Source organism: Acidovorax sp. NB1 (assembly GCF_005405905.1).
Classification (GTDB): Bacteria; Pseudomonadota; Gammaproteobacteria; order Burkholderiales; family Burkholderiaceae_C; genus Acidovorax.
On sequence record NZ_BJHU01000021.1, the window covers coordinates 271,295 to 286,322 of the forward strand.

Here is a 15,028-nt window from a genome sequence, read left to right on the forward strand (position 1 = left end):
CATTGCAACATGATTTGGCAAGCACATTAATTAGGGTCAGATTCCTCTTAATAACCAAGTATCTCAGTTTGATATTTTATTGGGGACATATCAGTTTTAATAGCATAAAACCCAATATAGATGGGCGGAGAGAGCTATTTTTTCTCTGATTTTTTCATGCTCTTCGGCCGCCCGGCCTGCCCCGCCGTCACACGACGGGGTGTCTGTTTTTGCAAACCCTCAATGAAATCAGTGTCGCCCAGCGCCCACCCGCTCAGGGCCGATGCCGTGAGTGCCGTCTGCTCCAGCGATCCGATCCCTGTCTGCACCAGCGCCGCATAGGCCGCCTCGCGGGCAAAGGGCGTGTTGCCCAGCGCCCAGTACAGGGCATGCGGCGTGAGCAGGCGGTCATTGCGCACGCCACGCCAGTGGGCGTGGCTGGACCAGGGGTAGTCCGCCGCATTCGCCACCAGTCCGGCACGCACCGGGTTGAGGTCCAGGTACACCATGCAGGGCAGCAGGTACTTGTCGGCTTGCAGCACCGTGGACCGGTAGCGCCCTTCCCACAAGGTGCCGGTGCGCCCATGTCGGCGGTTGAAATACTGCACATAACGCCTGCCCACCGCCTGCATCATCTGCGGCAAAACATCGGCCGACGAGGGGGTCACCAGCAGGTGGAAATGGTTGTCCATCAACACATAGGCATGCACAGCCACCCCATGCTGCTGCGCGTTGTCTGCCAGCAGGCCGAGCATGGTGTTGAAGTCATCCCCATCCAGAAAAATCGGCTGGCGGTTGTTGCCACGCTGGATCACGTGGTGCAGATGGCCTGGCAGGGTCAGGCGCGGAAGGCGGGCCATGGGCAAGGGTCAATGAAAGCGATGCGCGCCATCATAGACCCGTCCCCGATTTTGAAACCTCCGGCACGCTGCCGCGCCACGGAAGCACGGGTGATGCAATCAGCCCGCAGCAGCAGCCTCGGCCACGTCGGCAGCCACCGCCAACCCAAAACGCGGCCCCAGGACCTTCTCCAGCCCGAACTCGACCAGGATGGCCCGCAGGCGCTCAGCCGCGCTGCGTTTTTTCTGTCCGGTGTAGCGGGCGATGATGAGTTCGTTCTTCATGCTGTGCTCCCACCCGACCAACTCGGTCACCGTCACCTGGTAGCCGCTGGCTTCCAGGTATAGGCAGCGCAGCACATTGGTCACCTGGCTCCCCAGCTCGCGGGTATGCAGTGGGTGCCGCCACAGCTCGGCCAGGGGCGTGCGGGCCAGCTGCAGGGCCTTGCCCTGACGCAGGCAGGCAGCCATCTCGGCCTGACAGCAGGGCACCAACACCATGGCCCTCGCCTTCTTTTGCAGCCCGAAAGCGATGGCATCGTCCGTGGCGGTATCGCAGGCATGCAAGGCCGTGACCACATCGATCTGCGCAGGCAACTCGCCCGCATCCGACGATTCAGCCACGGACAGATTGAGAAAGGACATGCGCCCAAAATCAAGCCGCTGCGCGAGCAAGCGCGATTTCTCCACCAGCTCGGCCCGGGTTTCCACCCCGTAAATATGGCCACGCTCCAGGGCCTTGAAGTACAGGTCGTACAGAATGAACCCGAGGTATGACTTGCCCGCGCCATGGTCGGCCAGGGTGGGGCCCTGCTCGCCCGCAGACAGCTCTGTCAGCAACGGCTCGATGAAATTGAACAGGTGGTACACCTGCTTGAGCTTGCGCCGTGAGTCCTGGTTCAGCCGCCCGTCACGGGTGAGGATGTGCAACTCCTTGAGCAGTTCCACCGACTGCCCCGGCCGCAGCTCGGACAGTTCGGCTGCTTGGGCCGAGGCTTGGGAGTTCTTTTTGGAAGTAGCCCCTGCAGTTCCACGCAAAGAGGGAGATGGTTTCTTCTGCATCATCGAGCTCCCTGGCCCTGAGGGTCTACTGCCAGGGGCGCAACCACGTGGGGCCCCACATCCAGTGCGCGCCATCCCTCCAGCCCCAGGCCCTCCAGCACTTCCATGTTCCGCTCAAAAATGGCCTCAGCCTCTGGGAACACTTCCACGGCCCGGTCGATGCTGTCCTCGCGCAGCAAATGCAGCGTGGGATAGGGCGCGCGGTTTGTGCAGTTGGTCACATCGTCCACCTCGGTGCCCGCAAACTGGAACTGGGGGTGAAAGCTGGCGATTTGCAAAATGCCATCAAGCCCCAAGGCATCCAGCAGACCTTCCGCGTCACCAAGAAAATCATTGAAGTCCAGAAAATCCTGCAAACAATGCGGTAGCACCAGCAGGGTCGTATCCCGCACCTCGGCGGGTGTCTTCTGCAAAGCCAGCAACTCCTCGCGCAGCAGCGATAGCACTGTTTCGGTGTCTTCGGTCAGCGCCACAACGTAGTGGATCTGTCCTTTGACATGCACGCCTTTGGCGAACGGACACAGATTCAGCCCGATCACAGCCTTCTCAAGCCAGTGCACGGTGTCATGAATGAACGGGGCTGCGGGATCAGACGCGCCCATCGGGGTGATGGAAGGGGTGGAGGTCATAGGCGCGCTGGCTGGCACAGTAAAGCGGGACCCGATTTTACCGGGGGCATCGGCTTGGCCCGAGGTAGACGGTACCTCACAAGGCAGTGCAGCACGGGCACGCGAGCAGGTTTGTTGCCATTCCGCAGGCGATAGAGTAATTGGGCAACGGGCCGGTGCCAGAGCCCACTACAGCTGCGAACTCAGGTGGCCTTGCGGCTGAAAGCCCTTAGCCACCCAACAGACTGCGCCCCGTCAGCCGCTCATGCTCACGTGCGGCAAAACGGTCCGTCATCCCGGCAATGAAGTCGGCCACGGCACGCGCCCGCATGCTGGCATCGCCCGCCAGCGCCTGCTGGGCAAACGCCGCTTTCATTTCCTGCGGAGCAGCCACATAGGCGGCGAAAAGGTCGCGCACAATTTCCTGGGCCAGCCCCGTGGTCTCCATCACCTGGGGATGCCGGTACAGGTGCCGAAACAGGAACTGCTTGAGCGCCGTCGATCGCTCGCGCATGCCCCCACTGAACAGCACCAGCGGTGGGCAACGGCGAACCTCGTCAGCACTGCCTGGCGCATGCTCGCGCAGCGCCTCCCGCGTCGCATCAATCACGTCGTACACCTGCGCGCTGAGCATGCGCCGAATGGCCTCGAACAACAGGCGCCGCTGCAGGCTGGGCGCGGAGAGATCCGGGTACTCGGCCTGCGCTGCAGCCCGGTACGCATCGAACAGGGGAACGTCACGCAATTGCGCCAGACTGATCAAGCCCGATCGCACGCCATCGTCAATGTCGTGCGCGTTGTAGGCAATCTCGTCGGCCAGGTTGCACAGCTGCGCCTCCAGACCGGGCTGCTCGCGTCGCAAAAAGCGGCTGCCGACACCACCGGGCTCTGCGGCCTCCAACTGCTCGGCGTGTTGCCGGGAGCAATGTTTGAGGATGCCTTCTCGCGTTTCGAAGGTGAGATTGAGGCCGTCGTATTGGGGGTAGCGCTCTTCGAGCCGGTCCACCACGCGCAGGCTTTGCAGGTTGTGCTCAAACCCGCCAAACCCCGCCATGCAACCATGCAGCGCATCCTGCCCCGCGTGCCCAAACGGTGTATGGCCCAGGTCATGGGCCAGCGAAATCGCTTCCACCAGATCTTCATTGATCTGCAAAGACCGCGCAATCGAACGCCCAAGTTGAGCCACCTCCAGCGAGTGGGTCAACCGGGTGCGGAACAGATCCCCTTCGTGATTGAGGAAAACCTGTGTCTTGTACACCAGACGCCGGAACGCGGTGGAATGCACGATCCGGTCGCGGTCCCGCTGGTACTCGGTGCGCGTCGGCGCCGGTTGCTCCGGGTGGCGTCGCCCCCGCGTCTGCGCGGGGTTTGCAGCGCAGGGTAAAAGGTCAGAATTTTGAATCAAAATCGATGCCTGAGCGCTTCTGATCTACGTTATCAGCTATTGATTAAATAGCAATCGAACAACGATCACACGCAACACGCGTCAATGACCTCTCGCACCAATGCATCGGGAGCCGCCCGCACCACGGCTTTGCCCGGTCCGTCAATCAGTACAAAACGGATCTCTCCTCCCTCTGACTTTTTGTCGATGCGCATCAATTCCAGATAGCGACCCGCATTGTCGGTCACATCCAGCACAGGCCCTTTCGTAGGCAAACCCGCCCGCGCAATCAACGCGGTAAGCCGCTCGACAAACGCAGCATCCACCAAACCCAGGCGACAAGACAGCTCAGCGGCCATCACCATGCCGGCAGCCACCCCTTCGCCATGCAGCCAGACTCCATACCCCATGCCCGCCTCGATGGCGTGGCCAAAGGTGTGCCCGAAGTTAAGGATGGCACGCAGGCCGGTTTCTTTTTCGTCTTGGCTGACGACCCAGGCCTTGATTTCGCAGCTGCGGCGCACCGCATGCGCCAAGGCCGATCGTTCACGGGCCAACAAAGCCTCCATAGAAGACTCCAGCCAATCCATGAAATTGGTGTCGGCGATGGGGCCGTACTTGATCACTTCGGCCAAGCCTGCGCTGAGCTCTCGCAAAGGCAGTGAATCCAAGGTGGCGAGGTCACACACGACAAGCCTAGGCTGATAAAAGGCCCCAATCATGTTCTTCCCGAGAGGATGATTTATGGCTGTTTTCCCCCCGACAGAAGAATCTACCTGCGCCAAGAGCGTCGTTGGCACCTGCACAACGGGTACACCGCGCATGTAACTTGCAGCAGCGAAACCCGTCATGTCTCCGATCACGCCACCACCCAATGCGAAAAGTACAGTTTTTCGATCGCACCCATTAGAAAGCAGAGTATCAAAAATCGACTGCAATACTTTCCAATTTTTATGTTCCTCACCATCAGGGAGCAGAACTTCATGAATTACATCAAACCGTCCGTGAAGCCCAGACCTTAACTTTGCGACGTACAGCGGGGCCACTTTGTTATTAGAAACAATGAGAGCCGTGCTAGCGGAAGGCAAACCCAGGTAAATTCCGGCACTGCCAAGCAGGTCACTACCAATCGCGATACTGTAGCTGCGCGCCCCTAAATCAATCAAAACGCTGTACACGCCAACAACCTCCATTTTATGAAATTCATTAATCACCCATTAGATGATCGAAACCAATTACGAAATTCATACCCCAACCCAGAAAGGCAATCTATCCATCATAAATCATTTAACTTCAGGGGCAGCCACCTTATAAAGACGAGGCGCAATTCAAATCACAGAACACTCAAGAACTCAAAAAACAAACTAATCACATCTGCAAAAAATTCAAACATCAATATCAGAAGGGGCTAGCTTGCAAATCCTCTGAAAACCAGCGCCATTAAACCGCAAATCTACGCCCCACACCAACGCTCATCGCCTCGCGATGATTTTTTATAGCGTGAGAATAATTTGCCGATCAGAAAACAACCAAATTTACAAACGCAACGGGGACGCACCGCCTCAAAAAAATCATTCACCCATCACCATAACGTCACTCTCTTTGCGTCAGCCAATTTAACGGCAGTGATTGCCAAATGGCCAGCGACGTGGGCATCACCACAGCCCTAAAGTAATTATCAAAATTTATCCCGACATAAACAATTTTTAAGAATTTAAAACAGATAACATCAACAAATCACAAAAACATAGACATCCAAAATTCAGAAGCCTATCGACACCAAAATCAAGCTAGAAAATAATAAAAACCCCGCATAGAGCGGGGTTTTTATTTATTTATTAAGTAATACAAAATTCATAAATAGTACAAACCCAATTCCTCAAGGGCACGTCACAGGCGGCACTGCAGCAGCATCGCCAACAGTCTCAATCGACACTTGACGAGTTACCACATTCGCACCACGCGTAGCCGTCACCAAAAAGGTATTTATTCCACAGGTAAGAGGGGTACCACTGATAAACCCTGTATTTCCCGTAGTTGCGGATGTCAGCCAAGCGGGCAGAAGTTGAAAGTCCCAAGTAACATCCACAGTGGTATCACCACCGCTTGCCGAAAAAGAGTAGAGATAGGGACTATTTTTAACCGCATTGGGCAGCACGCAAGCCGTGTTAACACCTGCAGAGCACCCGTTTACAGTAAAAACAAAAGGATCCAAGGGCAACGCGCCAGTCACAGTCAATGTGACGTTGCGAGCTACGGTGGCTCCAACAGCATCCGTGACAGTGGCAACGAACGTGTAAGCTCCGGGCGCCGCCAAAGGCGTCCCACTGATCACCCCAGAACTACTTAACGCCAACCCCGGCGGCAGAGCACCGACCGCAGACCAAGTGTAGGGTGGCACGCCACCTGTGGCCACCAATACACTCGCAAATGGGAGAGTATTAGGCACGGTAAGAGCTGTCGCGGCAAAAGTAAGCGGTGTGGATGCAACGCCCTCAACAACAGCGATCGCGACCAACGAAGAAACAGCATCCTGAATGCCATTGCTGACGTTATTATCAAAACGATCGGCAACTAATTCCAACAAAATAATGCCGCTATTCGGCCCACTCGTCAGGGAGAAGGACCCAACCCCCCCCAGCGTTCCAATCTGGACAACCCCTCCCGCTTGATTACCCGCTATCAATTTAGCACCAGATGAAGCGCCAAAAGGGCGAATACTCACCTGCAAATTAGAGGCCGAAGAATTAGGAACAGGCTGGTTTGCATCATCCATCAAAAACGCCTGAATACCCACATTATTTCGCAAATTCGAAATATTATCCTTAACCCCTAAAAAACCAGGCGCTTGCGCACTACTACGCACACTCGCAGGCTTGCCCCCAACCCCTCCACCTACTGCGATGTCAACACTTGCGCTACGCACTTGCCCATCGCGCGGATCGGTAACAGAACAAGTTATGCGGGCCGTACCGACTTGATTACCCGCATGAAAATGAAAAGATGCACCACCACTATTCGCATCCAATGTCACAGCCCTAAAAGCAAGCGGATTTTTATTCGCATCCTCATGCTCCGTATCACCATCTAGGTAGTAAAGCGCTCCTGAGTCTAGACCCTGCTCGATTTTACAACCGAAAATACCCTCACCTCCAGGAATGGGCGAAGCCCCTTTCCGCGCATCAACGTAGAGCGTTGTCGTATACGAGCCATACGCCCCAATGACCGCCGGTTGGTTCGCAATATTCAGAGGTAACTGATTTTTTGCAGAACGCAGGGTGATGCTGTAAGACTCATTGGTGCTCCCCGAGCTACCACCACCACCACCGCATGCGGACAAAATACCAATTCCAGCGATGGCTAAAATTTTTAAAAACTTATTCATTTTGATTACATCCTCAACTCGATTTAACGCGAAGAAATACGATCTGAAATTATTTTTGGCGTAATGAAAACCAACATTTCCCGCTTTGTGGACTCTTTGGTCCGACTCTTAAATAAATTACCCACAACCGGCACATCCCCAATCAAAGGTATTTTATTTTCTTGATTGGTTTCTTCCATTTCAAAAATACCACCGATTACCACAGTTCCACCATTTTCAATAAGAATTTGCGTCTTAACATGCTTTGTATCAATAGCAACGCCTTGACTAGTCGTTTCACCTCGACTGTCTTTATTCACATCAAGATCCAGAATAATGTTCCCTTCTGGTGTTATTTGAGGGGTCACTTCCAACTTCAGAACGGCCTTCTTGAATGCCAGGGTAGTTGCCCCGTTCGGAGCGGTCACCGAATAAGGATACTCGGTACCCTGCTCAATAAGCGCTTTTGTCTGGTCTGCAGTAATAATTCTGGGACTTGAAACAATACGCCCCTTACCATCGGCCTCCATAGCAGATAACTCTAGAGTGAGGAACCGATTGGCAGCCGAATTGAAAATTGATAGTGCGAAACTACCTACGCTGCTGACATTCGAAAGGCTGGCGGGAAGATTGACAAAATTCCCATTGGTATTGGTAGTCCCACCAGCCCCACTAGATGCCACAGCATCACTGTATGACGAGCCGAAGGCGAGCCTGTTATTCCCTCCAATGCCATAGCCGCCATCACCTCCTCTGTTAGCTCGAAGATCCGTACCGCCAAGACGCACTCCCAGCGAACGCCCAAAGGAATCCCGAGCTTCAACGATGCGAGCCTCGATAAGCACCTGTCGAACAGCTACATCCAAGCTGGCAAGTAAAAGTCGCACTTCTTCTAATTTACTCGGCGTATCAGTTACAAAAAGCTGATTCGTGCGTGGCTCAGAAATTGCGCTGCCACGCTCAGATAGAAAACGAGTGCTAACCCCCCCGCCTCCAGTCGATGAGGTAGTTAACTGAGCGAGAATGTCCGCCGCCTTGGCATAATTTAATTGATATGCCTGAGTCTTCAGAGGTTCAAGCTTCTGAATTGCCTGGGCAGCTTCGAAATCTTTCTTAGTACGTGCATCAATTTCATCCTTGGGCGCAATCCAAAGAACGGAACCTGTTTTCTTCATTCCGAGACCCTTCGCATCCATAATAATTTGAAGCGCCTGATCCCAAGGAACGTCTTTGAGTCGCAAGGTTAGACCCCCTGTGACTGTATCAGAGGTTACAATATTAAAATTAGTGAAATCTGCAATTACCTGCAGTAGCGACCTGACTTCGATATTTTGAAAATTCAAAGATAGCTTCTCGCCAGAATACCCCGGTCCCTGTGTGAGCTTATTCAAGTCAACTTTTTTCTGCCGAATTTCTACAACAAATTGACTATCGCTCTGATACGCACTGTGCTCCCAATCACCCGCTGACTCAATCAGCATACGGACACGTTCACCCATCTGTGTAGTTGTCACGGTCTGTACCGGCGTTCCAAAGTCGGTGACGTCAAGACGGCGCCTGAGCCCTTCAGGCAGTGAAGAGCGCATAAAATCAACAACAATACCTTTTGACTGCTGCTGAAGGTCAACTCCCACTTGGTTACTCGCCAAATTGACCACGACCCTTCCCGAGCCATCTCCCCCTCGGCGGAAGTCAACGTCTTTCAATGGCAATACGTCACCATTCTGGGAGTCCGAGAAATGAATAATAGAAGGCGCATTCCCTGAATTTATTCCAGCTACTGGATCAAGTGCCAACACTAAAGTTTTACCTTCAATATCAGCACGATAGGAAGTTGCAGATTTAAGATTTAGTACAATACGAGATCTCGCTCCGGCCTGCACTATATTGATAGATTTCAAGTTCCCCAGATTCACTTCATGGATCGATTTTCCAGTGGAATTACTAACTCCATTAAAATCAAGTGCCACACGTGGGGGCGATTGGGTTGAGAACCCCGTAGGAGCCGAAGCAAGCGGTTCATCGAAATCTATTTTCAAAACTTCCACGCCACCTTGAATACTAGCAGCAATGGCATTGATGGTTCCCTGTGCAGCCACTCCCAAGGAAATCAATGCGATAGAAGCGCCTACAGCCACGCCGCGACAATAGCTCGCAAAGAAGTCACTACGATATTTCATTTTTTCCCCTCCTGCAGGTCTAGCGACACTGAGCGCTCCATCCAATCTCCTGTTGCGTCTTGAGCAATCTCACGCAATTGAATTGCCGTTTCAGTTATTCCAGTAATTTTTCCATAGTTCTGTCCCAAATAATTTCCAACCTTCACTTGATAAATAAGGTTGTCAACTTTCAACAAAGCCGTAGGCGTCCCTGTTTTATTGAGACTACCAACCATTTCCATTGCGTCTAATGGAAATGACTCCAAAGGCTCCTTACGTCGCGTCATCTCAGGGGCGATTAATGCGGCATTAGAGGCGGTTTGGGTAGATTCACGACGTAAAGCCTGAGTAAGTTTTACCTGATTGAATGGCTCAAGCACTCCCGCTTGAGAATATGGTTCAGGAATAAATTTCTTAGGCTCTGTCAGAGGAACAACATTGGGTCTAGTGTTCGCTCGCTGATCGGCCATCCACATACGAAGCTCATCCTCGCCAGACGGCAAGCATCCGGCAAGTACAGCGACGGGCAAACACATGAATATGCTCTTTACAAGGCGACTCATTTGGCACCTCCAGCCCTTTTCTGCGCCTGTATTTCCTCAGGATCCAGATATCTAAATGTGCGAGCAGTCGCGTCCATAACCAAGCCGTCCCTAGTACCAGGCGTAATTGATATGCTGTTTAAGGTAACAATACGAGACAAGTGCGCAATATCTGACGCAAAGGCGCCAATATCATGATATTTTCCCGTCACACGAATAGATATCGGAAGCTCAGCATAATAATCTTTAGCAACAATCTGCCCTGGTTTAAAAAGCTCAAACTGCAAACTTCGGCCAAGTCCCGCCTGATTTATATCAGACAACAATGCTGCCATCTCTGCTTTGCTCGGCAACTGCTTTTCTAATTGAATAACATATTGCTGAATTTGCTCACGTTGCTTTTTCAAGGCATCCAAACTAACCGCTTTAATCAGCTTCTTTTGATAATCATCTCGCAAAGCAATCTCTTTACTTCGCTCGCCTTCCAACTCTATTTCATACTCTTTCAAAAATGCAAACCATGCGACTACAGCAACCGCTGTCGCAATAAAAAAACAAATCAGAGTTTTGGGCAATACCGGCCATAGCGAGGGGTCTTTAGCATCCAGATTTTTGAACTGCCGTTGAACCAACTCCATCTGCTCGGCAAAGCTAATAGACTTCTCTTTCTTATTAGCCATATCACTTACCTCCCGACGATGAAGCGGCACTCGCAGCAGCCATCGTTTTTTGGGCTTCACTAGCACGCACTAGTTGGAACTTCAGATTGAATGAAGACACTCTTCGCTGATCACGTTGACTTAAGGACACCGTGCTGGCTGTAATTTCACTCAACTCCGGCTTGTCGAGCCATGGGGTATTTGCGGATAAGTTACGCAGCAACTCGGAAACCCGTTCATTAGACTGGGCCATGCCTTGCATTGTGATCGTTTGCCCAGTTTGCCCGATAGCGGTAATGTAGACACCGTCTGGCAACTGCTTGACTAGCTCTGTCAACAAGTGGACGGGTAGATTGCGATCGGATTGAAGATCCTCCACAGCCTTCTGGCGTGCACGCAAAGCAGCGATTTCGTCTTCAATGGACGCGATCTCTTTGATCTGCTCTTCGAGCACCTTTATTTCTTGTTGCAAAAAATTATTCTTAGCCTGCTGATCAGTAATCATCATCTGGAACCACCAGTAAATAGCACCGGCGATCACCAGCCCAAGAAGGAATGACGCAAACATCGTGGCCTGGAAGGCCTCTTTACGGCGCTTACGCGCCTCTTCTCGGTGAGGAAGTAGGTTAATCAGAATCACTGCAAGAACCTCCGCATAGCCAAGCCACAAGAGGTCAAATAGGACGGCGCTTCACGGACCATCTTTTTGAGCCGGACGGAACTTCCTATCTCCATCCCATCAAATGGGTTGACCGCGCTGCAGGCGAACCCCGTCTGCTGAGTCACCGCTTCGGTGAGACCTGGCAAAGGAGCAGATCCCCCCGCGAGCATGATGTGATCTACGCGGTTGTGTGGCGTACTGGTAAAGAAAAACTGCAACGCCCGGCCAATTTCCTGGGCCATGCTATCGACAAATGGACGGAGGACAGCGGACTGGTAGTCCTCTGGGAGATCGCCATTGCGTTTTTTGCCTTCGGCCTCTTCTACAGAGAAACCATATTGGCGCACGATCAACTGCGTCAGTTGCGCGCCGCCAAAGGCTTGGTCGCGGTCATAAAGGACTTCTTCATTGCGAATAACCTGCATGCTGGTGGTCAACGCCCCGACCTCGAACAATGCCACCATCGCATCGACACCTTTGTTGGGCAGTGCCTCAATCACACGTCCCGCAGCCAGCCGGGAGGCATGGGACTCGATATCCACTACCACCGGCTTCAGCCCCGCAGCTTCCGCCAAGCCCTGTCGATCCTGGACCTTCTCGCGCCGCGAGGCGGCGATGAGCACATCCACGTCGCCGGGAGCATTTTTGCTCGGTCCGATCACGCAGAAGTCCAGGCTCACTTCATCCAGAGAAAATGGAATGTATTGATTGGCTTCCGACTCGACCTGAACTTCGAGTTCCTGTTCCGTCATTCCACCCGGCAGAGTGATCTTCTTCGTGATGACGGCGGACGGCGGCAGAGCGAGTGCGACATTTTTTGTCCGCGTACCGCTCTTCTTCACAAGCCGACGCAGCGCGTCTGCGACCTCGTCGAACTTTTCGATGTTGCCATCCGTGATCCAGCCACGTTCTAGTGGCTCGATGGCGCAGCGCTCCAGAACCAGGCCACCCGCCTTATCACGCCCCAACTCCACCAGTTTGACACTGGAGGAACTGATGTCGATTCCCAGCAGCGGAGCAGACTGGCGACTGAACAAAGACCCCATTGAGATCAAGATTGGTCCCCTGTAACTTGCCAAAATGAGGCAACAAAACTTAACACTTCACATGAATGCTATCAGTAAGATAGTTCTCCAGCAAAGATTTTTCCCGTTGTAACGTCTGCGTAGCGTTGCCAAAAGCAGACGAAATTTCGACGGCCGGCAATACCGTTCGACAAGGATCGGACGCCTTTCGGCAGCAGCGGAATGGCTGGAATTTGAGATTCCAGGGACGCTCGGGCAGACATTTTTATAATGGGCAGCCTTACCCATCCGGAGCGATATGCCGCCCTCCCCCTCGAAGTCGTCCGACAAGTCGGACACATCCTCCGCTCGCCCCCGGTCCACCTGGCTTCGCTGGCTTCTTCGCATCACGCTGTGGATGGCGGGGCTGGCGGCGGCTGGGGCTGCCGGGCTTGCACTGATCATTGCGGTGGCGCTCTCGGTGGCCTACCCCAACCTTCCTGACATCTCGGATCTGGCCGACTACCGGCCCAAGCTGCCCCTGCGCGTCTACTCTGCCGAAGGTGCCTTGCTGGGTGAGTTTGGTGAAGAGCGCAGAAACCTCACGCCCATTGAAGACATCCCGAAGGTGATGAAGGACGCGGTCCTGGCGATTGAAGACGCGCGTTTCTTCCAGCACGGGGGCGTGGACTACAAAGGTGTGTTGCGTGCAGGCCTTGCCAATTTGGGCCGCGTGAAGAGCCAGGGGGCATCGACTATCACAATGCAAGTGGCACGCAATGTTTATCTGTCTTCAGAAAAAACATTTACCCGCAAAATTTACGAAATCTTACTGACATTCAAACTGGAGCACTTACTGACCAAGGATCAGATTCTTGAGATTTACATGAATCAGATTTTCTTGGGCAATCGCGCTTATGGTTTTGCGGCAGCTTCGGAAGCTTATTTTGGCAAGCCGCTGAAATCACTCTCGATTGCAGAAGCCGCCATGCTCGCGGGCCTGCCCAAGGCCCCATCGGCCTACAACCCCATCAGCAACCCCAAACGTGCCCGCGTTCGCCAGCAGTACATCATCGAACGCATGGAGGAAAACGGGTTCATCACGGCGCAGCAGGCGGCAGAAGCCAAGAAGGAAGAACTCAAGATCCGGACCGGCCCCGACAACACGCGGGTCCATGCCGAATACGTGGCCGAGATGGCGCGCCAGCTGATTTTTACGCAGTACGGCAACGAGGCCTACACGCGGGGCCTCAACGTCTACACCACGCTGAATGCGGCAGAGCAAGAGGCGGCCTACAGCGCTTTGCGCCGAGGCATCATGGACTACGAGCGGCGCCAGCAGTACCGGGGCCCCGAGAAGTTCGTGACGTTGCCTACGGCCCAGCAGGAAGTCGAGGATGCAATTGACGACGCCCTGGCCAACCACCCGGACAACGGCGATGTGCTTTCAGCCGTGGTGCTGGAGGCCAGCCCGCGCAAGATCGTGGCGGCCCGCGCCAATGGCGATGCACTGGAGATCACGGGCGACGGCTTGAAGCCTGCGCAGTCCGGCCTGAGCGATAAGGCACCGCCCAACATCAAAATCCGCCGTGGAGCAGTGATCCGCGTAGTCAAGACCCCCAAGGGTGCCTGGGAGATCACGCAACTGCCTGAAGTGGAAGGCGCCTTTGTGGCCCTCGACCCGCGCAACGGCTCCATCCGAGCCCTGGTGGGTGGTTTCGACTTCGATAAGAACAAGTTCAACCACGCCGCTCAAGCGTGGCGCCAGCCGGGCTCCAGCTTCAAGCCGTTCATCTACTCGGCAGCCCTCGAAAAAGGCTTCACCCCGGCCACGGTCATCAACGACGCGCCCCTTTTCTTTGACGCAGGGGTCACTGGCGGCCAACCTTGGGAGCCGAAGAACTACGACGGCAAATACGATGGCCCCATGAGCATGCGCACGGGTCTGGCCAAGTCTAAGAACATGATCTCGATCCGCATCCTGCAGGCCGTGGGCCCCAAGACGGCGCAAGAGTGGGTGGGGCGTTTTGGCTTCGACCCCGAAAAACACCCCGCCTACCTGACCATGGCGCTGGGCGCGGGATCCGTCACGCCGCTACAGATGGCGACCGCCTACTCGGTGTTTGCCAACGGGGGCTACCGCGTGAACCCCTGGTTGATCACCAAGGTGACCGACCACAAGGGCCGGGTGATTTCCGAGACCACACCGCCGGTGACCAGCGAACAACCTCGGGCGATTGAGGCACGCAACGCTTTTCTGATGAACAGCCTGCTGCAGGAAGTCACCCGCTCCGGGACTGCGGCCCGTGCCCAGGCCACCCTCAAGCGCCCCGACCTTTACGGCAAGACCGGTACCACCAACGATTCGGTGGACGCCTGGTTTGCGGGCTACCAGCCGACCATCGCAGCCGTGACCTGGATCGGATACGACACGCCCCGCAACCTGGGCAGCCGTGAAACCGGGGGTGGACTCAGCCTGCCTGTCTGGATCAGCTTCATGGAGCGTGCGCTCAAGGGCGTGCCGGTCATGGAGCCCACCGTGCCGGCAGGCGTAGTCAATGTCGGCGGGGAATGGTTCTACGACGAATACGCACGCAGCTCTGGCGTGTCCAGCGTGGGGCTGGAAGACCATCGCTCAGCCTCACCGGCGGTTACCCCCCAGGCGCCCCCGCCTTCCGAAGAGCGCAGCCGCATTCTGGACTTGTTCCGCAACTGATCGGCGCTTCCCCCCGACACTGCATTGGTGTTGGGGGGCTGAACAGCCCGA

General features: G+C 54.6%; 12 protein-coding genes. 1 reads left to right on the forward strand and 11 read right to left on the reverse strand.

The genetic code is table 11. The annotated features are described in order from the left end of the window. Positions 1-134: 134 nt before the first annotated feature. The 11 genes from AvAM_RS09600 to AvAM_RS09650 form a co-directional block, all read right to left on the reverse strand. Positions 135-839 (reverse strand): transposase, encoded by a 705-nt coding sequence (locus AvAM_RS09600; RefSeq protein WP_137746838.1) that lies wholly within the window; start codon positions 837-839, stop codon positions 135-137. 99 nt (positions 840-938) lie between these two features. After that, positions 939-1,880: an SAM-dependent methyltransferase gene (locus tag AvAM_RS09605; RefSeq protein ID WP_171012179.1), complete on the reverse strand. Its 942-nt coding sequence runs from the start codon at positions 1,878-1,880 to the stop codon at positions 939-941. Further along, a complete protein-coding gene (locus tag AvAM_RS09610) occupies positions 1,880-2,509 on the reverse strand; it encodes a DUF1415 domain-containing protein (protein ID WP_249368034.1) in 630 nt (209 codons plus the stop codon). Before AvAM_RS09610 ends, AvAM_RS09605 begins: the two co-directional genes overlap by 1 nt. Positions 2,510-2,717: 208 nt before the next feature. Beyond that, positions 2,718-3,890, reverse strand: a complete 1,173-nt coding sequence (locus tag AvAM_RS09615; protein WP_137747090.1) for a deoxyguanosinetriphosphate triphosphohydrolase — start codon at positions 3,888-3,890, stop codon at positions 2,718-2,720. Between the two features lie 68 nt (positions 3,891-3,958). After that, entirely contained in the window at positions 3,959-5,065 is a 1,107-nt protein-coding gene (gene aroB / locus AvAM_RS09620) for a 3-dehydroquinate synthase (RefSeq protein ID WP_137746839.1), read from the reverse strand. A 686-nt stretch (positions 5,066-5,751) separates the two neighbouring features. Then, positions 5,752-7,257 carry an Ig domain-containing protein gene (locus tag AvAM_RS09625; protein WP_171012180.1) on the reverse strand — a complete coding sequence of 502 codons (1,506 nt, stop codon included), beginning with the start codon at positions 7,255-7,257 and terminating at the stop codon, positions 5,752-5,754. 23 nt (positions 7,258-7,280) lie between these two features. Then, positions 7,281-9,416 (reverse strand): type IV pilus secretin PilQ, encoded by a 2,136-nt coding sequence (gene pilQ / locus AvAM_RS09630; RefSeq protein WP_137746841.1) that lies wholly within the window; start codon positions 9,414-9,416, stop codon positions 7,281-7,283. After that, entirely contained in the window at positions 9,413-9,958 is a 546-nt protein-coding gene (locus tag AvAM_RS09635; RefSeq protein WP_137746842.1) for a pilus assembly protein PilP, read from the reverse strand. Before AvAM_RS09635 ends, pilQ begins: the two co-directional genes overlap by 4 nt. Next, a complete protein-coding gene (locus AvAM_RS09640) occupies positions 9,955-10,617 on the reverse strand; it encodes a type 4a pilus biogenesis protein PilO (RefSeq protein WP_137746843.1) in 663 nt (220 codons plus the stop codon). The genes AvAM_RS09635 and AvAM_RS09640 overlap by 4 nt, the downstream gene beginning before the upstream one ends. 1 nt (position 10,618) lies before the next feature. Then, positions 10,619-11,236: a PilN domain-containing protein gene (locus tag AvAM_RS09645; protein WP_137746844.1), complete on the reverse strand. Its 618-nt coding sequence runs from the start codon at positions 11,234-11,236 to the stop codon at positions 10,619-10,621. Further along, positions 11,233-12,312, reverse strand: a complete 1,080-nt coding sequence (locus AvAM_RS09650) for a pilus assembly protein PilM (RefSeq protein WP_137746845.1) — start codon at positions 12,310-12,312, stop codon at positions 11,233-11,235. Before AvAM_RS09650 ends, AvAM_RS09645 begins: the two co-directional genes overlap by 4 nt. 268 nt (positions 12,313-12,580) lie before the next feature. On the opposite strand from AvAM_RS09650, the gene AvAM_RS09655 reads away from it, so the two are divergent. Beyond that, positions 12,581-14,977 (forward strand): penicillin-binding protein 1A, encoded by a 2,397-nt coding sequence (locus AvAM_RS09655; protein WP_137746846.1) that lies wholly within the window; start codon positions 12,581-12,583, stop codon positions 14,975-14,977. Positions 14,978-15,028: the final 51 nt, after the last annotated feature.

Bases quoted from the DNA above. Each gene is read 5' to 3' on its own strand.
- AvAM_RS09600 (WP_137746838.1), bottom strand. From the start codon at position 839: ATGGCCCGCCTTCCGCGCCTGACCCTGCCAGGCCATCTGCACCACGTG.
- AvAM_RS09605 (WP_171012179.1), bottom strand. From the start codon at position 1,880: ATGCAGAAGAAACCATCTCCCTCTTTGCGTGGAACTGCAGGGGCTACT.
- AvAM_RS09610 (WP_249368034.1), bottom strand. From the start codon at position 2,509: ATGACCTCCACCCCTTCCATCACCCCGATGGGCGCGTCTGATCCCGCA.
- aroB (WP_137746839.1), bottom strand. From the start codon at position 5,065: ATGGAGGTTGTTGGCGTGTACAGCGTTTTGATTGATTTAGGGGCGCGC.
- AvAM_RS09625 (WP_171012180.1), bottom strand. From the start codon at position 7,257: ATGAATAAGTTTTTAAAAATTTTAGCCATCGCTGGAATTGGTATTTTG.
- pilQ (WP_137746841.1), bottom strand. From the start codon at position 9,416: ATGAAATATCGTAGTGACTTCTTTGCGAGCTATTGTCGCGGCGTGGCT.
- AvAM_RS09635 (WP_137746842.1), bottom strand. From the start codon at position 9,958: ATGAGTCGCCTTGTAAAGAGCATATTCATGTGTTTGCCCGTCGCTGTA.
- AvAM_RS09640 (WP_137746843.1), bottom strand. From the start codon at position 10,617: ATGGCTAATAAGAAAGAGAAGTCTATTAGCTTTGCCGAGCAGATGGAG.
- AvAM_RS09655 (WP_137746846.1), top strand. From the start codon at position 12,581: ATGCCGCCCTCCCCCTCGAAGTCGTCCGACAAGTCGGACACATCCTCC.